Source organism: Bifidobacterium rousetti (assembly GCF_008698235.1).
Lineage (GTDB): Bacteria > Actinomycetota > Actinomycetes > Actinomycetales > Bifidobacteriaceae > Bifidobacterium > Bifidobacterium rousetti.
This window is the reverse complement of the sequence record NZ_PEBH01000003.1, coordinates 35,178-54,765: the sequence shown is the minus strand read 5'-3', so window position 1 is coordinate 54,765 and position 19,588 is coordinate 35,178. Positions and strand designations below refer to the sequence as shown.

At 64.6% G+C, this 19,588-nt stretch carries 14 protein-coding genes; 7 read left to right on the top strand and 7 right to left on the bottom strand.

All coding sequences use genetic code 11. The features are described 5' to 3' along the window. The first annotated feature begins 194 nt into the window (after positions 1 to 194). The 3 genes from CSQ85_RS04725 to CSQ85_RS04715 all read left to right on the top strand — a co-directional run bounded on the left by CSQ85_RS04725 (position 195) and on the right by CSQ85_RS04715 (position 3,995). Positions 195 to 413, top strand: coding sequence for a hypothetical protein (locus CSQ85_RS04725; RefSeq protein ID WP_223846844.1), 219 nt, complete (start codon positions 195 to 197; stop codon positions 411 to 413). Positions 414 to 638: 225 nt separating this feature from the next. Continuing rightward, a complete protein-coding gene (locus CSQ85_RS04720) occupies positions 639 to 1,577 on the top strand; it encodes a metal ABC transporter solute-binding protein (protein ID WP_150383101.1) in 939 nt (312 codons plus the stop codon). Between the two features lie 381 nt (positions 1,578 to 1,958). Beyond that, a complete protein-coding gene (locus CSQ85_RS04715; RefSeq protein WP_223846863.1) occupies positions 1,959 to 3,995 on the top strand; it encodes an LTA synthase family protein in 2,037 nt (678 codons plus the stop codon). A 644-nt stretch (positions 3,996 to 4,639) separates the two neighbouring features. Here CSQ85_RS04715 and purD read toward each other — a convergent pair. The 3 genes from purD to purF form a co-directional block, all read right to left on the bottom strand. Further along, entirely contained in the window at positions 4,640 to 5,911 is a 1,272-nt protein-coding gene (purD, locus tag CSQ85_RS04710; protein ID WP_150383099.1) for a phosphoribosylamine--glycine ligase, read from the bottom strand. Between the two features lie 111 nt (positions 5,912 to 6,022). Beyond that, positions 6,023 to 7,069, bottom strand: a complete 1,047-nt coding sequence (purM, locus tag CSQ85_RS04705; protein ID WP_107041153.1) for a phosphoribosylformylglycinamidine cyclo-ligase — start codon at positions 7,067 to 7,069, stop codon at positions 6,023 to 6,025. Positions 7,070 to 7,150: 81 nt separating this feature from the next. Further along, complete coding sequence (gene purF, locus CSQ85_RS04700; protein ID WP_223846843.1) at positions 7,151 to 8,728, bottom strand: amidophosphoribosyltransferase; 1,578 nt, start codon at positions 8,726 to 8,728, stop codon at positions 7,151 to 7,153. A gap of 252 nt (positions 8,729 to 8,980) precedes the next feature. Here purF and CSQ85_RS04695 point away from each other — a divergent pair, with 252 nt between their 5' ends. After that, positions 8,981 to 10,660 carry a Y-family DNA polymerase gene (locus CSQ85_RS04695; RefSeq protein ID WP_150383098.1) on the top strand — a complete coding sequence of 560 codons (1,680 nt, stop codon included), beginning with the start codon at positions 8,981 to 8,983 and terminating at the stop codon, positions 10,658 to 10,660. Continuing rightward, on the top strand, positions 10,647 to 10,865 hold the full coding sequence (locus CSQ85_RS04690) for a hypothetical protein (RefSeq protein ID WP_150383097.1): 219 nt from the start codon (positions 10,647 to 10,649) through the stop codon (positions 10,863 to 10,865). Before CSQ85_RS04695 ends, CSQ85_RS04690 begins: the two co-directional genes overlap by 14 nt. Before the next feature lie 38 nt (positions 10,866 to 10,903). Here the strand turns inward: CSQ85_RS04690 and CSQ85_RS04685 are convergent, their stop codons facing one another. The 3 genes from CSQ85_RS04685 to CSQ85_RS04675 form a co-directional block, all read right to left on the bottom strand. After that, complete coding sequence (locus CSQ85_RS04685; protein WP_150383096.1) at positions 10,904 to 11,881, bottom strand: aldo/keto reductase family protein; 978 nt, start codon at positions 11,879 to 11,881, stop codon at positions 10,904 to 10,906. A 197-nt stretch (positions 11,882 to 12,078) separates the two neighbouring features. After that, on the bottom strand, positions 12,079 to 12,606 hold the full coding sequence (locus CSQ85_RS04680; protein WP_395956318.1) for a DNA-deoxyinosine glycosylase: 528 nt from the start codon (positions 12,604 to 12,606) through the stop codon (positions 12,079 to 12,081). Positions 12,607 to 12,644: 38 nt separating this feature from the next. Next, positions 12,645 to 13,862 carry a lactonase family protein gene (locus CSQ85_RS04675; protein ID WP_150383094.1) on the bottom strand — a complete coding sequence of 406 codons (1,218 nt, stop codon included), beginning with the start codon at positions 13,860 to 13,862 and terminating at the stop codon, positions 12,645 to 12,647. Positions 13,863 to 14,134: 272 nt separating this feature from the next. On the opposite strand from CSQ85_RS04675, the gene CSQ85_RS04670 reads away from it, so the two are divergent. Continuing rightward, complete coding sequence (locus CSQ85_RS04670; RefSeq protein WP_150383093.1) at positions 14,135 to 14,728, top strand: hypothetical protein; 594 nt, start codon at positions 14,135 to 14,137, stop codon at positions 14,726 to 14,728. Positions 14,729 to 14,895: 167 nt separating this feature from the next. Beyond that, positions 14,896 to 15,504 carry a DUF4230 domain-containing protein gene (locus tag CSQ85_RS04665; RefSeq protein ID WP_150383092.1) on the top strand — a complete coding sequence of 203 codons (609 nt, stop codon included), beginning with the start codon at positions 14,896 to 14,898 and terminating at the stop codon, positions 15,502 to 15,504. 199 nt (positions 15,505 to 15,703) lie between these two features. On the opposite strand, the gene CSQ85_RS04660 is transcribed toward CSQ85_RS04665, so the two are convergent. Continuing rightward, the gene (locus tag CSQ85_RS04660; protein ID WP_150383091.1) at positions 15,704 to 19,465 is read right to left on the bottom strand and encodes a phosphoribosylformylglycinamidine synthase; all 3,762 of its coding nucleotides are present in this window, start codon (positions 19,463 to 19,465) and stop codon (positions 15,704 to 15,706) included. Positions 19,466 to 19,588 lie beyond the last annotated feature (123 nt).

The window sequence follows — 19,588 nt, the reverse complement described above, 5'->3', positions numbered from 1 at the left end:
GGTCAGCACAGCCGTGGTGTCTACATGTAGGGGCGAGGGTAGTCTGCGGTGCAACAGACGGGTCAGCCTGTAGGGGGTGATCTACGTGCAGAGAGGGGGGAGGTGGAGAGGCGGTGGTTGGGAGGGGGCGCCGTGGGGAAGGTGGGGGGGGGGGGGGGGGGGAGGGCGTCTTCGACGATCGTTCCACGGGTGCCGTGGTCGTACGTCTGATTCACGAGGCCTCGCATGTGCTGCAGCTTCCCGTGGTCGGCGCCGGCTGCCTCACGCGCCATGTCGATGCGGTCGGCGAATGCCGCTGCCGCGAGATCGTCCGCGCCGTGGCGGCTCGCGGGGCCGTGGTGTACGAGGATGCGCATGATGTGTCGTTCGATGATCTGGCGGTGAGGTCGGAGGACGTCGTCGAGTCGGTCTGACGACGTGTTCTCGTGTGGGACTCCTATGGGACACGCCGATTCTTAAAGCAAATGATAATAATTCTCAATACGTGTTATGCTGTCGTGTCGGTGATCGGTTGAAGGAAGGCCGAACGGCCGGGCCATAGGCTCCAGGCCTCAGGTCCTTGGACCCTAGGCCTCCAGACCCCAGTCTGGACCGATCGCGAAAGATGTCATTGCAGGTGCAATAGAGAGGAACGCATCATGACTGTCATGTCCAAAGCCAAGCGCGCGCTCGCGCTCGTCGTCGCTTCCGCCGCACTGTTCTCGGTGGCGGCATGCGGATCCGGATCATCCGCCTCCGCCGGAAACGCGGCCGACTCCGCCAAGTCCGATGCCGCCGCAAGCGGCAGGATCGAGGTCGTCGCCTCGATCAACCAGTGGGGTTCGCTCGCCCGCGACCTCGGCGGCGACCATGTCGAGGTCACCAACATCATGACCAAGACCGATGTGGAGGCCCACGACTACGAGCCCACCGCGCAGGACGTCGCCAAGTTCGGCTCCGCGAAGGTGGCCGTCGTCAACGGCGCCGACTACGACCCGTGGGCGTCCAAGGCCGCCGAATCCACCGACGCCACGCTGGTGGACGCCGCCGAGACCGCCGGCATCAAGGAGGGCGACAACCCGCACGTGTGGTTCTCCGCCGATGTGCGCGATTCCACCGCCGACGCGATCACCGCCGCCTACCAGAAGGCCGATCCCGACAACAAGGACGCCTACGCGGAGCTCAACAAGCAGTGGCATGACAAGGAGGACGAGCTCGAAAGCAAGATCAAGGAGACCTCGGCCAAGACCAAGGACCTGCCGTACGCCGCCACCGAATCGGTCGCTTGGTATCTTGCCGACGACCTCGGCATGAAGGACGCCACGCCGACCGGATACGCGCAGGCGTCGGCCAACGAGAGCGAACCGTCCGCCGCCGACATCAAGGCGTTCCAGGACGCGCTGAAGGACGGCAAGTCCATCAAGGCGCTGGTCTTCAACTCGCAAGAGGCCAACTCCACCACCGACCAGATCACTTCCGCAGCCAAGGAGGGCGCCGTGCCGGTCATCGAATTGACTGAGCAGATGCCGCAGGAATACGATGATCTGCTCGATTGGATGAGCGCGCTCGTCGACGACTTCGCATCCGCCGTGAAGTAGTGAAGTGGTGAAGTAGCCGCAGCGGGTGCGATTGGGGAAGGCCGCAGGGGAATCCACGGTCGAATATCAGGGGAAGGCCCGCATGAATCAGGGTGTCTCGGGGGTGAACCGAGGCACCCTTTCCGTTAGAGTGAATGGTTGAGAAAACGTGTGGAAACCGTTAGCTCTCTGGCTTTTCCAAGGTTAACGGAAGACAATGTGCAACTGGATATCAGGTGAACTATGCTGTATGACGCCGTCGTACGGCGTCGTCGCATGCCGTTGGCGCATAACGGTACGGACGGCAAGGACGGCACGGCACAGGGCCGAACGTAAACGAAGACAGCAACCGAGCGTAGGGGTGAGGCAGACAGTATGAGGCAGCAATCAGACGCTGAGACGATGGGCGACATGACTCGTGACGGGTCCGAGGATCGCCGCGGCAAGGAGTTCCCCGGCTGGTTGTACGGCGTGCTGTTCATCCTCTTCGACATCGCCGCCGTGGCGATCCTCGAAGTCGGCGTGAGCCTCGGCGCCTCCTCCCGCGTGACGCTCTCCAGCCCGGACGTCGGTTGGGATTTCGTCGGCAAGATGTTCAACGTGCGCGGTCCGAACTTCGTCTTCCTGCTCAACGTCCTGCTCGTCGGCGTGCTGTATCTGGCGCTGCTCATGCTGTTCAACCGGTTCTGGATCGCGACCCCGGTGCTTGTCGCGGCGGCCATCGTCGTCGCGGTCATCGAGCATTTCAAGATCTCGATCCGATACGAGGCGATCCTGCCCTCCGATCTGAACTTCCTCAAGGCGGACGCCGGCAACCTCATGGGCTTCATGCCGGCCGGCGCGCATTGGACGATCCTGCTGGCGATCGCGGTGTTCGCGGTGTTCGTGGCGTTGTTCGTGTTCCTCAACCACATCGACGCGCGTCACGGCCGCATGTTCCGCGGTTCCGGCCGTCAGTCGCAGTCGATCAACGCGATCGCGCGCCTGCTGCTCATCCTCGTGCCCGGTCTGTTCTTCGGCCTGTACGCGATGCAGGTGAGCACCGTCGGCTCGTGGGCGAAGGGCCTCGCCACCGCGATGGGCGACAAGCCCTCGATGTGGGATTCCGTCTACGACGCGCAGCGCAACGGCCCGCTCGTCGCGTTCATGCGTCAGGTCAACCCCAAGGTGATGGACAAGCCGTCCGACTACTCCGAGGAGACGATGAAGCAGGTCGTCGCACGCTATGAGAAGGCCGCGAAACAGATCAACACCTCCCGCAAGTCCAGCCTGACCGATTCGACCGTGATCTACGTGCTGTCCGAGTCGTTCTCCGACACCTCCCGCGTGCCCGGACTCAAGGTGAACAAGGATTCGATGCCCAAGATCCGCGCGATCAAGGAGGGCACCACCTCCGGCCTCATGCTGTCGTCCGGCTACGGCGGCGGCACCGCGAACCTCGAGTACATGGGCCTGACCGGCCTGTCGATGGCGAACTTCGACTCGTCCCTGACCAGCCCCTACCAGCAGCTGGTGCCGGGCGAGCACTGGACGCCGACCATCAACCAGATGTGGGGCGCCGCGAAGAACTCGATCGGCTTGCATCCGTACGAGTCGTCGATGTACTCGCGCGCCACGAACTACAAGAAGTTCGGCTTCTCGCACTTCTACACGCTCACCGGTCCGGACGTCATCTCGCATCAGGACCGCATCGACGACAGCCCGTACGTCTCGGACGCTGCAACCTATCAGAGCACGCTGGAGGAGGTCGAGAAGACCGATTCCAACCAGTTCCTGCAGGTCATCACCATGCAGAACCACATGCCCTACCACGAGTGGTACAAGGACAACGACTTCACCGCCGAATCCACCACCGGCGAGCCGCTCGGCAAGGACGAGCAGGAGTCGATCGAGACGTACCAGAAGGGTCAGGCGATCACCGACGAGGCCACCGCCGACTTCCTCGACAAACTGGACAAGCTTGACAAGCCGGTCACCGTGGTCTTCTACGGCGACCATCTGCCCGGCATCTACTCGTCGGCCAGCGAGAACGACGACAACTCGCTCGCCCTGCATCTGACCGACTACTTCATCTGGTCGAACAAGGCGTCCGATTCGCAGGGCGTGAAGATCAACAACGCGGCCTACTCCTCGCCGAACTTCTTCGTGGCGCAGGCGGCCGAGCACATGGACGCGAAGGTCTCGCCCTATCTGGCGTTCCTGACCGAGATGCATGAGAAGATCGCCGCGATGGAACCGCCGGTCGTCAACAAGATCCAGGGCTGGGACCGCATCCCCGAAGGCCAGTCGATCTACCTCGACCACGCCGGCAACCCGATGGCCGAAAGCGACTTCGACAAGGAGACCAAGCAGCTCCTCGCCGACTACAAGCTCATCCAATACGACATCACCGACGGCAACAACTACCTGAAGGACACCGGTTTCATAGACCTGCCGTGACGGTTGTCACATGCGCGCGCAGGTGTGCATGACAGGATGAGGGGGATTCCTGCGGGAATCCCCCTTGGTGTTTATTCCCCGTCTAGTGTCAGGAATCGCCCGAAATCGCCCAGGGAGGGAATCCAAATCGCGGAGAATTGTCACAACATGCAGTCCCATACCGGTTTCGGTGCGTTGTGACAAGAAAAGCTGTCACAACGTGCGATTCCCGGCGATTTTCTCGAGTTGTGACACGGATCGGCGGCGGTGCATGCGATCGCGTGGTAAGGAGGATCGACGGAATGGCGAAATTCCAAGCTTTTCGCCGGTTGGTCCTTAGCCCTTGTCTGCTGCTGGCCTGTCGTTCTTGTCACAACGTGCGATTCCCGCTGAATCGAACGAGTTGTGACAGAGAAAGTTGTCACAACGCATCGAAATGACGGCTGGGAACCACGTTGTGACACGCCGCCTCCGCAAGGAACATCCGTGATGCCATCGTGATGCCATCGCGATGGCATCACGATGGCATCACCCAGTGTCTTGAACCGTAGATTCAACGACAAACGGGGTTTGCGGACTGTGTCACCAGTCCGCAAACCCCGTTTGTCGTCATCTGCCTGTTACCGCCGATACCGTCATGGTCTCCGGCGGTCAGCGCTCCGGTATCACGCGTTCAGCGCCTTGGCGCCGATGTCGTGGCGGTAGAACATGCCGGTTGTGTCGAGTGCGTCGATGATCGCGTAGACCTTGTCCTGTGCGGCCTTGATGTCGTCGGCGGTGGTCTCGACGAGCAGCACGCGTCCGGAGGATGCGACGAGCCCGTCGTCCTCGCCGCGCGAGACGCCCGCGTAGTAGACGTGGGAGGCGTCGTCGACCGGGATGGACGGGATGTGCGCTCCCTTGACGACGTGCGTCGGATAGCCGTCGGCGGCGAGCACGACGCCGAGCGTGGCGTGCGTGTCGTCCCACGCGAACTCCGGGGTGCCGCCGTCGAGGATCGCGGCGATGCCCGCGCCCAGATCGGAGGTGAGCTTCGGCAGGACGACCTCGGTCTCCGGGTCGCCGAAGCGGGCGTTGAACTCGATGACCTTCGGGCCGTCGGCGGTGGCGATGAGGCCCGCGTACAGGATGCCGGTGAACGGCGTGCCCTCGTCGGCCATGGCCTTGACGGTCGGGCGCACGATCGTCTCGATCGCCTGATCGACGACATCCTGCGGGATCTGCGGCACCGGGCTGTAGGCGCCCATGCCGCCGGTGTTCGGGCCCTTGTCGCCGTCGTAGGCGCGCTTGTGGTCCTGCGAGATCGGCATCGGCCAGAACTCGGTGCCGTTGACGAAGCTCATCAGGGAGAACTCCTGTCCCTCGAGGAAGTCCTCGATGACGACCTTCGCGCCGGCGGAGCCGAAACGGTGGTCGATGAAGATGTCGTCGAGCGCGGCGACGGCGGTGTCCTCGTCCATCGCGACGGTGACGCCCTTGCCGGCGGCCAGACCATCGGCCTTGACGACGATCGGCGCGCCGTGCTCGCGCACGTAGGCGACGGCCGGCTCGAGCGCGTCGAAGGTCGCGTACTTCGCGGTGGGGATGCCATGGCGCTCCATGAGCTGCTTGGCGAAGTCCTTGGAGCCCTCGATCTGGGCGGCGGCCTTGTTCGGGCCGAACGCCTTGAGACCGGCGGCGGCGAAGTCGTCGACCAGACCCTCGATGAGCGGCACCTCCGGGCCGACGAACGCCCAGTCGTAGCTGCTGTCCTTCATGAACTCGATCAGTGCGGCGTGGTTCGACTGATCGATGTGCGTGGTGCGGATGCCGTCGAGCTCCATGCCCGGGTTGCCGGGGGCGACGGTCACCTCCTCGACGCTGCCGCCGCGCTGGAGCGCGTGGGCGATCGCGTGCTCACGCGCGCCGGAACCGATGACCAGAACCTTCTGTCCCATGTGATGTCCTTTCCAATGCGATGAGGCTCCTTCCGTTGGGGGAGGAACCTCATCTCTTGACCATTGTCGTAACGAAAACGTGTTCTGCGTGCTACGTGCGTTCAGTGCACGTCACAGGCCCTTGTGCAACTGCACTCGGGTGCCGTCGACGTCCTTGACGATGCGTCCGACGGTGTAGTGCTTCTCGTTCTCCGCGTCGAGCAGGCGCTCGACCTCGGCGACCTTGCTCGGCTCGACGATGAGGACCATGCCGATGCCCATGTTGAAGATGTTGTACATCTCGAGCTCGTCCACTTCGCCCAGCTTCTGGAGCAGGCGGAAGATCGGCGGCACATCCCAGCTGGTGATGTCGAACGCGGCGGCCAGACCCTCGGGGATGATGCGCGGCACCTTCTCGACGAACGCGCCGCCGGTGATGTGCGCGACGCCGTGCAGCAGGTCGTCGCCGGCGAACAGGGGCTTCAGGGGCTTGGCATAGATGCGGGTGGGCTTCAAAATCTCCTCGCCCAGCGTCTCGCCGCCCAGCTCCTCGGGCTTGGAATCGACGGTCAGGTCGTGGTCCTTGAACAGGATCTTGCGCACCAGCGAGTAGCCGTTGGAGTGGATGCCGGAGGACGGCAGGCCGATGAGCACGTCGCCCTCGGCGATCGTCGTGCCGTCGATGATCTTCGACTTCTCGACCACGCCGACGGTGAAGCCGGCCAAGTCGTACTCGTCGGCGTCGTACATGTCGGGCATCTCGGCGGTCTCGCCGCCGACCAGCGCGGCGCCGGCGTCGACGCAGCCGTCGGCCACGCCCTTGACGACCTGCTCGAGCAGGGCCGGATCGTTCTTGCCGCAGGCGATGTAGTCGAGGAAGAACAGCGGCTCGGCGCCCTGGGCGAGGATGTCGTTGACGCACATGGCCACGCAGTCCTGGCCGATGGTGTCGTGCTTGTTCATCATCTTGGCGACCATGAGCTTGGTGCCCACGCCGTCGGTTCCGGAGACCAGCACCGGCTCCTTGTAACCGAGGGAGGCGAGGTCGAACAGGCCGCCGAAGCCGCCGATGCCGCCGGCGCCCGGTCGGGCGGTGCGCGCGACATGCGACTTGATGCGGTTGACGACTTCGTATCCGGCTTCGACGCTTACGCCGGCGTTCTCATATGCTTTTGGCATGGTGGGTTGGCCTTTCTTGGGGCTGAATGCTTAGGGTTCTCTGGAAAATCTGGTGTGGTGTGTGATCGCTCGTCTGATCGCTCACACGAGGGTGTCCTCGGGCTCGTCGCCGTGGTCGACGCCCTCGCCATGGACGGCGTGATCGGGGCCCTCGACGGGCGGCTGCACGGTGTTGTACTCGTTGCCGATGTACTTGCTCTTGTACAGCGCGAACTCGGGCAGGCGCACGCGGTCCTCCGGCGTGAGGGACTTGAGGAAGTCGGCCTCGTAGTCGTCGAGAGCGGTGGGGTAGTCGCCGTTGAAGTAGGCGACGCACAGGCCGCCGTACGGGGCGTCCGCGTTGAGGCCGATCGATTCGATCAGGCCATCGAGCGACAGGAACGCGAGCGAGTCGGCGCCGATGTACTCGCGGATCTCCTCGACGGACTTGTGCCCGGCGATGAGCTCGCGGGTGGTGGAGATGTCGATGCCGTAGAAGCACGGGTACTTGAGCGGCGGGGAGCTGATGCGCATGTGCACCTCGGCCGCGCCGGCCTCCTTGAGCAGCTGGACGATGCGCTTGGAGGTGGTGCCGCGCACGATCGAATCGTCGATGACGACGACGCGCTTGCCCTTGACCACGCCGCGCACGGCGGACAGCTTCATGCGCACGCCCTGCTCGCGCAGCTCCTGCGTCGGCTGGATGAACGTGCGGGCCACGTACTGGTTCTTGATGAGACCCATCTCGTTGGGCAGCCCGGACGCCTCGGCGTAGCCGGACGCGGCCGACAGCGAGGAGTTCGGCACGCCGATGACCATGTCCGCGTCGACGCCTGCCTCGGCGGCGAGCCTCGCGCCCATGCGCTTGCGTGCGGAGTGCACGTTGACGCCGTAGATGTTGGAGTCGGGGCGGGCGAAGTAGATGAACTCCATCGAGCAGATCGCCAGCTGCGTGTTGTTCGTGTACTGCACGATGCGGTAGCCGTGGTCGGAGACCACGACGATCTCGCCCGGACGGATGTTGCGCACGAGCTCGGCGCCGACCACGTCGAGCGCGCAGGTCTCGGAGGCCAGCACGTAGGCGCCGTTCTTCATCCTGCCGAGGGAGAGCGGGCGGAAGCCGTTCGGGTCGAGCGCGCCGATCATCGCGTCCTCGGTCATCAGCAGGTAGGCGAAGCCGCCGTGGACCGTGTTGAGGGCCTCCTTGAGCTTGTCCATGAAGGTGCGCTGCAGGGAGCGGCGGATGAGGTGCATGAGCACTTCGGTGTCGGAATTGGAGTGGAAGATGGCGCCTTCGTCCTCGAGCTTGCGGCGCAGGGACGGGCAGTTGGTCAGGTTGCCGTTGTGGCACAAGGCCACGTCGCCGTCGTGGAAGCGGAAGATGAACGGCTGGATGTTGTCCGTGGTGCCGGAACCGGCCGTCGCGTACCGCACATGGCCGATCGCACGGTCTCCCTTGAGTCGCTGGATCTCACGCTCGTCGCTGAAGACCTGCGTCAGCAGTCCCAGTCCGCGGTGTCCGATGAGGTGGCCGTGATCGTTCGAGACGATGCCGGCGCCCTCCTGGCCGCGGTGTTGCAGTGCGTGGAGTCCGAAGTAGGTGAGTCGAGCGGCGTCGGGGTGTCCCCATACGCCGAAGATGCCACATTCCTCATGAATGTCTTCGAGTTCAGCCGACAAGCCAAAGCTCCTTCTCAAACTGGGGGTTCACTAAACGTTAACCCTATCAATTACCGGCTACATCGCGCGCGTTTCCGGCGACTGCGCCGACGGTCCGTTGCTGCCTTGTTGCCGCCCGACACGCCACAGTCGAACAAATGTTCGATTTTCTGATATGCTGATTGCGCATCGTTTCGATGTTGGTTTCCTTGTCGGGCCGGCCGTTCCGACTTCCGAACGTCGCCGGCCCGCTTCCTCGTACGAAGGCGGGTGATGGCGATGGATGGCGTCTCCGGGGCGGCCCACGTCTATCTCGCCATCGACCTGAAATCCTTCTACGCCTCCGTCGAATGTCATGAGCGCGGTCTCGACCCCCTGACCACCCATCTGGTCGTGGCGGACGAGACCCGCACCGACAAGACCATCTGTCTCGCGGTCTCGCCCTCGCTCAAGGTGTACGGCATCCCCGGCCGGGATCGCCTGTTCGCCGTCAAACAGCGATTGGACGCGATCAACGCTGAACGGGTGCTCAAGGCCCCGGGCCGCCGCTTCGCCGGAGCATCGTGGAATGCCGTCGAGCTCGCGCGCCGGCCCGAACTCAAGGCGTCGATGGTCGTCGCCGTGCCCCATATGGCGAAATACCTTGAAATCAGCGCGAGCATCTACGCGATCTACCTCGAATACGCCGCCCCCGAGCACATCCACGTCTACTCGGTCGACGAGGTCTTCATCGACGCCACGCCGTACCTGAAGTCCTCCGGACGCACGCCGCACGAGATGGCGCGCGCCATCGTCGACGAAATCAGGGAGCGCACCGGCATCACCGCCACCGCGGGCATCGGCACGAACCTGTACCTCGCCAAGATCGCGATGGACATCGTCGCCAAGCACATGCCCGCCGACACCGACGGCGTGCGTGTGGCGGAACTCGACGAGGCAGGCTACCGGCGTCTGCTGTGGGGGCATCGACCACTCACCGACTTCTGGCGCGTCGGGCGGGGGTATGCGCGGAAGCTCGAGAAGGCCGGTCTCATGACGATGGGAGACATCGCCCGGTGTTCGATCGGTCGCGCCTCCGACTACTACAACGAGGAACTGCTCTACCGCATGTTCGGTGTCAACGCCGAACTGCTCATCGACCATGCATGGGGGTGGGAGCCGTGCACGATCGCCGACATCAAGGCGTACGAGCCGGACGCGCACAGCACCAGCATCGGCCAGGTGCTCACCGGGCCGGTCGACCACGCCACCGCGCTGCTGATCGTCAAGGAGATGGCCGACGCGCTCGCCCTCGACCTGACAGGCAAGGGCGTGGCCACGAACCGCATCGCGCTCGCCGTCGGCTACGACTCCGGCAGTCTCGATCCGAAACGTCTCGACGACTGCGCCGACATCCGACTGCGGCGCCTCGCCGAACGCGCGTCCGTGGAATACCGAGGTCCAAGCACGGTCGACCATTACGGGCGCAGGGTGCCGAAGCCTGTCTCCGGGGAGATCGGTTTGGGGGAGTACACCGCCTCGGCCGAGCGCATCCGCCGGGCGATGGCCACGCTGTTCGGGCGCATCGCGGATACCCGCCTGCTGGTCCGTCGTCTGACGGTGATCGCCGTCGACCTCGCCTCGCCCGTCGATCTCGCTGCGGGGAAGCGGTATGAGCAGCCCGACCTGTTCTCGGACGCGGATGGGACGGGTGGCTCGGATGATCCGAATGATACTTCCGCGGGCGGTGCCGTCGGTGTCGCCGGTACCGGTGATGCCGACGGCACCGTCTCCGCGTCGATGATCCGTCCCGCGCGTGACGACCGCATCGAGGACATGCAGCGGGCGATGCTCGCCATCAAACGCAGGTACGGCCGCAACGCCGTCGTCAAGGCGATGGACATGGAACCCGGCGCCACCGGGATCGAACGCAACAAGCAGATCGGAGGGCATCGCGCCAATGGCTTTGACTGAAACCCGCAGGTACGACGACATCATCGCCCTGCCGCATCATGTCTCCCGGAGGCATCCGCCGATGTCGAGACGCAACCGGGCCGCGCAGTTCATGCCCTTCGCGGCGCTCACGGGCTACGACCGGCTCATCGCCGATACGGCGAAACGCGCCGAAGCCGACATCGCCAAGGCCGAAGCCCAAGGCGATGACGATGTCGGCGCGTGATCGGTGCGATCGGGACATCGCAGCCAACCGCCAACCACTCAGCCGACGTGGCGCTCGAAGCGGTGGAACCCGGTGATCGCGTCGATCTCGGCCATCGCGTCGGCCGGGATCTCGAAGCCCGCCGCCTTGAGGTTGTTCTCCAGCTGGCTCGGCTTGCTGGCGCCGGCGATCACGCAGCTGATCTCCGGGTGCTGCAGGATCCATGCCATCGACAGCACCGGCAGGTTCGTGCCGAGCTCCTCGGCGACCTTGCGCAGACGCTCGACCTTGTCGAGGTTCTCGTCGGTGAGCAGGTCGTTGATCTGGTGATCGGACTGCCAGGTGGCGCGCGAGCCGGCCGGCAGCGGCTGGCCCTTGCGGTACTTGCCGGTCAGCAGGCCCTGGGCGAGCGGCGAGAACGTGGTGATGCCGATGCCGAGCTTGCGGCAGGTGCCCATGATCTCGTGCTCGATGTAGCGGTCCTGCAGGTTGTACTGCGGCTGGACCACGGTGATCGGGTACAGGTTGTAGCGCTCGATGATGCGCTGCGCCTCCTCGAGGCGGGCGGAACCCCATTCCTCGGACACGCCGTAGTAGAGGACCTTGCCCTGCGCCACGAGGTCGCTCATCGCACGCAGCGTCTCGGTCAGGTCGGTGGTCTCGTCGAAGCGGTGGCAGTAGTAGAGGTCGAGGTAGTCGACCTGCATGTTCCTCAGCGTCTGGTCGATGCTCTCGAAGATGTGCTTGCGGCTCAGGCCACGGTCGTTGACGCCGTCGCCGGTGGGGAAGTAGACCTTGGAGGAGATGACCAGCTCCTTGCGCGGGTACGCCTTGAGCGTCTCGCCGAGGAAGCGCTCGGCGTCGCCGCCCGAATAGGCGTCCGCGCAGTCGAAGAAGTTGACGCCCGACTCATAGGCGAGTCGCACGATGTCTCGCGCCGTGTCCAGCTGCGCGTCGTTCGTCAGCTGCGTCACCCAGCTTCCCAGTGCGATCTCGCTGATCTTCAGTCCGGACTTGCCCACGCTGCGGTACTTCATTGATGCTCCTTCGTTTGCAGCTCCTACGGTTCCGCGTTCCGCGCGCCGATCCGTGTGTTTCCACCACAACCGGCCGTGAACGCTAACACGTCCATGGAAACACCTCAACTACACTTGAACGCAAACCCGCACCGCGTCACCGCGCGTGTCGCGGTCATGAAGATTCACGACAGGGCCATGACGGGGACCATGATGGGTTACGGCAAGTATGGGATGAACGCCTCACGGTAGACGGCGATGAGGCGGTCGAGGCTCATCGAGGCGTTGGCCGGGCTGGTCGATGGCAGCGGCGTCATCGGCACGTCGATGCCATCCGCCGCCAACGTCGGCGCGATGAGACGGCGATACAGTTGCGCGGCCTTGGCGCCGGTCGTGACGATGCGTGTGATCGGCGCGGCGGCGAGGATCGGCGCCGGATCGTTCGGCACGGCGTTGCGGATGCTCACGTCGGCCGCGCCCATGATGTCGCACGAGGCGATCACATCCCACAACGCGACGTGATGCCGCAGGGCGAACCCGCGCCGCGACTGTGGCGTATCGCCCGCGACGTCCGTCGGATCGGCCGGATCGGCGAATACTGCCTCCATCACAGGCCAGAACCGGTTGCGCGGATGCATGTAGTAGAACGACTCCTCGCGCGATTTCGGACTCGGCATCGATCCCAGCACCAGCACGCGTGACGTGCCGTCCCACACCGGCCCGAACCCATGTTCCACATGTTTCACATGATGTTCCACGCGGCTGTCCATGGCTGTACCGCGTTTCACAGACGTACGAACACGGTCGGGGAGCCGGAGGGAAGATCGGCGACCTGTGTCGGCTCGCCGTCCGAAGCCAGATGGAAGACCGTCACGTCGTTCGACACCTCGTTCGCCACGAGCAGGAGGTTTCCGACCGGCAGGATATGACGCGGACGGCTGCCGCCGCAGTCGACGCCGCGTCCGTGCCAACCCGGCTCGTCCTCCGACGCAAGACGGGACAGGCGCTCACCGTCCCACGCCAGCGCCACGATGCGCTCCGAGCCGCGCAGGCCCACATACGCGAGGCCACGGGTGCTGTCGGTCGTATCGTCATCGGTCGTATCGTCATCGTCCGTAGCGTCGTCGGAACCGTCGCGAAGCGCGGCCCACGGCACGAACGCGAGCGACGCCGCCTGATCGAGATGATCGCCGCCGAGTCCCACGGTCTGGAGCACACGGATGCCGTCAGAGCCATCCGCACCGTTCGACCGGTCCGATACCGGACCGAGCAACGTCACGGTATCCGCCCACTCACCGACCACGGCCACGCGCCAATCGGAGCCGTTCGCCGCAGCATCCGCGACGGGTGGGACGGGCAGCAGATGCAGATCGCGAGGTCCGGTGCCGGGCGTGAGCCGCACCTCGCCGACGTGAACCAGCCTGCCCGATTCCCAGCGATGCACATGAATGCGGTCCGCGCCCAGATCGGTGGACAGCACACGCCTGTCAGGAAGCGGCAGGATCCAGTGCGCATGCGGGCCCTCCTGCGCGGGAAGCGGGCCACGGCCCTCACCCTCCAACACCTGTGCGGCCGCAAGCACCGATCCGTCGGCCGCGATCGGATGCACGCACACATGACCATCGGCGTAGTTCGCCACAAGAAGATGTTCGCCACCCAGATCGTCCATGGCAACCGCCGCATGGGTCGGGCTGTCGCCCGGCGTGTGGACACGAGACAGCGGAATCAGACGCACATCCCGCCTGTCGGCAATTTCGCCGGCATCGATGTGAAACGCGGCGACCTCGTTCGTGTCCTCCAGCACCGCGTACAGCGTACCGCCGTGGCGTGTAAGCCATGTGGGGGACGGGACGTCGGCCAGCAGTTCGTCCTTGCGCAGCGAGACTGTTCTCTCCGAACGTGCGCCGCCGATCGCACCATGCAATGTCAACTGTTCGATACCCGGACATGACGACCCGCGCAATGCGCCGAAACCGCCGACCAACAGGATCGTCGCCTTCATATTCCCCGTATCGGCAGGTCGGACATCGACCTCCGCTCTTCCATCCGCAGTCTCCGATGCCATGCCGAACATGCCTCCTCATCACCGAGATCCCCATGCCGGGATCGTGGACCCTGTCCCGGCCCAATCTACTCCGCGTACCGTTCCCCTGCGCCATACAGCGGGATTTTGGCAAAAGACACTATGATGGGCACCCGTATGACATAGTCGTGAGACGCAGGTGTCACGGGAATCACGGGCGTCACAGACGTCATGAAAGGAAGGCCGGGATCATGGACGTGAAGATGGGAAGGACGCTGGCCGCGACGTTGCTGTGCGGCGCGCTCGCGATCGGAATGGGCGCGTGCGGATCGTCGAACGGAGCGAACGGGGCGAACGGGTCGAACACGGCGGACGATTCGTCGCAGAGCTCGCAGACGGACGAGAACAACGGTTCCGATTCCGGCTCTTCCGCAAGTGGCGATTCGTCCGATGACGGTTCGGCGCCCGACGTGACTCCGACCCCCGCCGACCCCGCGACGGTCAACGGCACCTACGAGTTCTCTGACTTCGGCAAGGACTGCACCCAGGACTGCAAGATCACCATCACCGTCAAGGATGGCATGATCTCCGCGGTCATGTCCGACAACTTCGGCGAATACCCGTACTGGTACGGCACCGTCGACGCCGACGCGCTCGCGAGCAAGGGCGAGTGGACCAGCAAGGCGGACCCCGACTCCGAGCAGGGCAGGAAGGTCGCCAAGTCCGATTTCGGTTCCGAGGACTCCACCAAGGATTTCATCTACAACGTGGACACGAAGACCATCAACTTCGACATGGTCTCCTTCACCCACACCACCCACATCAAGGCCAAGCTCGTTCAGTAGCGTATGAGTGAGCATCGGAAACGGCCGTGATGGGACCGTTCCTTCGGGAATGGCCTTTTCCAATCAGATGCCATCGGATGTCATGATAGTCGCTGCAAGCGGCTACGTTGTCCATGATATGTGACGTGAGTCAGGAAAACGAAACCCGACCCTAAGGAGAAGTAATCATGGGCAAAAAGGTCAAGGTCCTTATCGCGTTCGTGCTGGTAGCCGTCTGTGCCCTTGCAGGCGTGTTCTTCGGACGTGACGCCATCGCCAAGATGTTCGATTCCGAGCCGACGCTCACCAACACCGTGGTGGCCAAGCAGCTGGAGAAGATTCAGGACCTCACCACGGCGAAGGAGACCGATTTCGGTTTCGAGAAGTACGAGGATGGCGGCATCGCTCTAGTGACCAAGAAGTCGTTCACGATGTTCTACTCGTACGAGGCCCGCGCCGGTATCGATCTTTCCAAGGCTGACATCACCGTGGACAATGATGATGACAACAAGACAATCTCCATCACGTTGCCGGCGCCGGAGATCCAGTCGGTATCCGTCAATCCGGACACCCTGCAGTTCTTCGATCAGAAGTCCTCCCTGCTGAACTCCTCGGAGGTCGGTGATGCCGCCACCGCGTTGCAGGACGCCAAGAAGAGCGCGGAGAAGAAGCTGAACAAGAGCGAGCTGCTGACCACGGCCAATGAACAGGCCAAGGACGTCATCGAGCGCATGTACGCGCCGATCGCGCAGACCGATGGCTACACCGTGACGGTCAAGACCACCGAGCCGAAGTAGAACGGACGGGAATATGTGACTCGGCGTCCGTTCCCCGCTAGTCGCGGCATGTGCCATGGGTGAACGGACGCGGATGAGCGAATAAGAGGCCGGTTCCCGCCAGGATGATGTGTCATCTGGTGGGAACCGGCCTCTTATATTCGTCGTTAGTCGGGCTGGGCCAAGCCGATAAGCCCAGCCCAGCCCAACCCAACTGCCGTCAGGCGGCGAAGTATTCGACGCCGGCCTCGAAGATCGGCTGGTACTTGTCGCCGGGGACGTTCACGTACAGGCCGCTGCCGGAGCGCTCCGAGTGGCCCATCTTGCCGAACACACGGCCGTCCGGGCTGGTGATGCCCTCGATCGCGAGCATCGAGCCGTTCGGGTTCACCGCGAGGTCCATGCCGGGCACGCCGGACTCGTCCACGTACTGCGTGGCGATCTGGCCGTTGGCCTTGAGCCGCGCCAGCACCTCGTCGGAGGCCACGAAACGGCCCTCGCCGTGCGAGATGGCGACCGTGTGCACATCGCCGACCGAGGTCTTCGCCAGCCACGGGGACAGGTCGGAGGCCACGCGCGTGCGCACCAGACGGCTCTGGTGGCGGCCGATCGTGTTGAACGTCAGCGTCGGGCAGTCGGCGTTCATGTCGACGATGTCGCCGAACGGCACCAGACCCAGCTTGATGAGCGCCTGGAAGCCGTTGCAGATGCCCAGCATCAGGCCGTCGCGGTTCTTCAGCAGGTCGCGCACCGCCTCGGTGACGGCCGGGGCGCGGAAGAACGCGGTGATGAACTTGGCGGAGCCGTCCGGCTCGTCGCCGCCGGAGAATCCGCCGGGGATCATCACGATCTGGCTCTTGTTGATCTCCTCGACCAGCTTGGCGGTGGACTCGGCCACGGCGGCGGGCGTCAGGTTGTTGACGATCAGCGTCGAGACCTCGGCACCGGCGCGTTCGAACGCGGCCGCCGAGTCGTACTCGCAGTTGTTGCCGGGGAACACGGGGATGATCACGCGCGGCTTGGCCACGCCGGCGCCCGTGTACACGGTCTTCTTCACGCCGTCGGCCTCATGATCCGCCACATGGAAGTCGACCGACTCGACGGTCTCACCCTGCTCGGCGCCGTGGGAACGGTACGGGAACACGGATTCGATGCCGCCCTCCCACGCGTTCTGCAGCTCATGCAGGTCGATGGCCTCGCCGTCGGCGACGAACTCGTACTCGGAGGAGGTCACACCGATCTCGCCGACCTGGACGAGGTTGGAGACGGCCGGGATCTTCTCGTTGTCCTTGAGCTCGACGATGAACGAGCCGTACGCCGGGGCGAACAGGTCGTCCAGCGCGATGTCGTCGTTCAGGGTCAGGCCGATGCCGTTGCCCACGGTCATCTTGAACAGCGCCTCGGCGGTGCCGCCGTAGCCCGGCGTGGACACGGCCAGCGCGGTGCCGAAGTCGGTGAGCTCCTCGATCAGCCCGAACGTGTCGAGCAGGGAGTCCTTGTCCGGCGTGAGGCCGTCGGCGAGGTAGCGCGGCGCGATGCGCACGACGCGGTGTCCGGCGCCCTTGAACTCGGGGGAGGTGGCACGCTTCATGTTGCCCACGGCCACGGCGAAGGAGATCAGCGTCGGCGGCACGTCGAGCGCCTCGAACGAGCCGGACATGGAGTCCTTGCCGCCGATCGCGCCGGCGCCGAGGTCGATCTGCGCCATCAGGGCGCCGAGCACGGCGGCCGTCGGCTTGCCCCAGCGTTCGGGCTCGTCGCGCAGCTTCTCGAAGTACTCCTGGAAGCTCAGGTACGCCTTCTCATGCTCGAAGCCGGCGGCGACCAGCTTGGCGAGCGATTCGATGACCGACAGGTACGCGCCGGTGAACTGGTTCTTCTCCATGATGTACGGGTTGAAGCCCCATGCCATCGCGGAGGCGGTGGTAGTCTCGCCGAACACCGGGAACTTGGCGACCATCGCCTCGTTCGGGGTGAGCTGCTTCGCGCCGCCGAACGGCATGAGCACGGTGCCCGCGCCGATCGTCGAGTCGAAGCGCTCGGACAGGCCCTTGTTGGACGCCACGTTGAGGTCGGTCACGAGGGCGTGCATGCGCTCGGACAAGGAGCCGGAACGCCATGCGGCCGGCACCTCGTACGCCTGCTGCGCCTCGACGTGCACCGCCTGATGCTTCGGCGCGCCGTTGGAGGCGAGGAACTCGCGCTTGAGGTTCACGATCTCGTCGCCGTTCCAGGTCATCACCATGCGCGGGTCCTCGGTCACGGTGGCGATCACCGTCGCCTCGAGGTTCTCCTCGCGGGCGTAGCCGAGGAACTCATCGACGTCCTCGGCCGCGACGTCGACGGCCATGCGCTCCTGCGATTCGGAGATCGCCAGTTCGGTGCCGTCGAGTCCCTCGTACTTCTTCGGCACGGTGTTGAGGTTCACGTACAGGCCGTCGGCCAGCTCGCCGACCGCCACGGACACGCCGCCGGCGCCGAAGTCGTTGCAGCGCTTGATGAGGCGGCAGGCGTCGCCGCGGCGGAACAGGCGCTGCAGCTTGCGCTCGACCGGCGCGTTGCCCTTCTGTACCTCGGCGCCGTCGAGTTCGAGCGATTCGACGTTGTGCGCCTTCGAGGCGCCGGTGGCGCCGCCGATGCCGTCACGGCCGGTGCGGCCGCCCAGCAGGATGATCCTGTCGCCCGGCGCCGGGGTCTCGCGGCGGACGTGGTCGGCCGGGGTGGCGGCCACGACCGCGCCCACCTCCATGCGCTTGGCCACGTAGCCGGGATGGTAGATCTCGTCGACCTGCCCGGTGGCGAGTCCGATCTGGTTGCCGTAGGACGAGTAGCCGGCGGCGGCGGTCGTCACGAGCTTGCGCTGGGGGAGCTTGCCTTCGAGCGTCTCGGAGACCGGCACGGTCGGGTCGGCGGCGCCGGTCACGCGCATCGCCTGATACACGTAGGAACGGCCCGACAGGGGGTCGCGGATGCAGCCGCCGATGCAGGTGGCCGCGCCGCCGAACGGCTCGATCTCCGTGGGGTGGTTGTGCGTCTCGTTCTTGAACAGGAACAGCCAGTCCTGCATCTCGCCGTTGACGTCGACCTTCACCTTGACGGTGCAGGCGTTGATCTCCTCGCTTTCGTCGAGGCCGGTGAGGATGCCGTTCTTCTTGAGCCACTTCGCGCCGATCGTGCCCATGTCCATCAGGCACACGGGCTTGTCCTCGCGGCCGAGCTCGCGGCGCAGCTCCAGATAGCGTCCGAACGCGTCCCTGACCGTGTCGTCGTCGATCTCGACGTCGGTCAGACGGGTGCCGAACGTGGTGTGGCGGCAGTGGTCGGACCAGTAGGTGTCGATCACCTTGATCTCGGTGATCGTGGGCTCGCGGCCCTCCTCGGTGAAGTAGCGCTGGCAGAACTCGAGGTCGGCGAGATCCATCGCCAGCCCCCGTTCGTCGATGAAGCGCTGGCCGGCCTCGGCGTCCATCTCGTTGAAACCGGCGATGACCTCGACCTTGCCCGGGGTGGGCACCTTGGTCTTCAGTGTCTCCTTGACGCCGAGATCGGCCTTGCGCGCCTCGACCGGGTTGATGACATAGCGCTTGATCGTCTCGACGTCCGCGTCCGTCAGATCGCCCTCGAGGGCGTACAGCTTCGCGGAGCGCACGGTCGGGCGCTCGCCCTGCGAGATCAGCTGGATGCACTCGGCGGCGGAGTCGGCGCGCTGGTCGAACTGGCCGGGCAGGAACTCGGTGGCGAACACCGAGGCCTCGCCGAACTCCGGCAGGTCGGCGTACACGTCGTCCACCTGCGGTTCGCTGAACACGGTCGGCGTGACCTTGTCGAACAGGGTCTTGTCGATGCCCTCGACGTCATAGCGGTTGACGATGCGGATCCTCTTGAGACCCGTGACGCCCAGGATGGTCCTGAGCTCGGTGGCGAGCTGCTGGGCCTCGACGTCGAAGCCGGGCTTCTTCTCCACGTACACGCGGAAAACCATGGGGTTCCTTTCCACTGGAAGATATTCGGAAAACTGTTCTGCGAAAAAGAGGGACGATAAGGTGCCGTGCAAAACCAAAACTGGCTTCCGTCACCGGACCGTGCGCTCCTGCGGGATGCGACG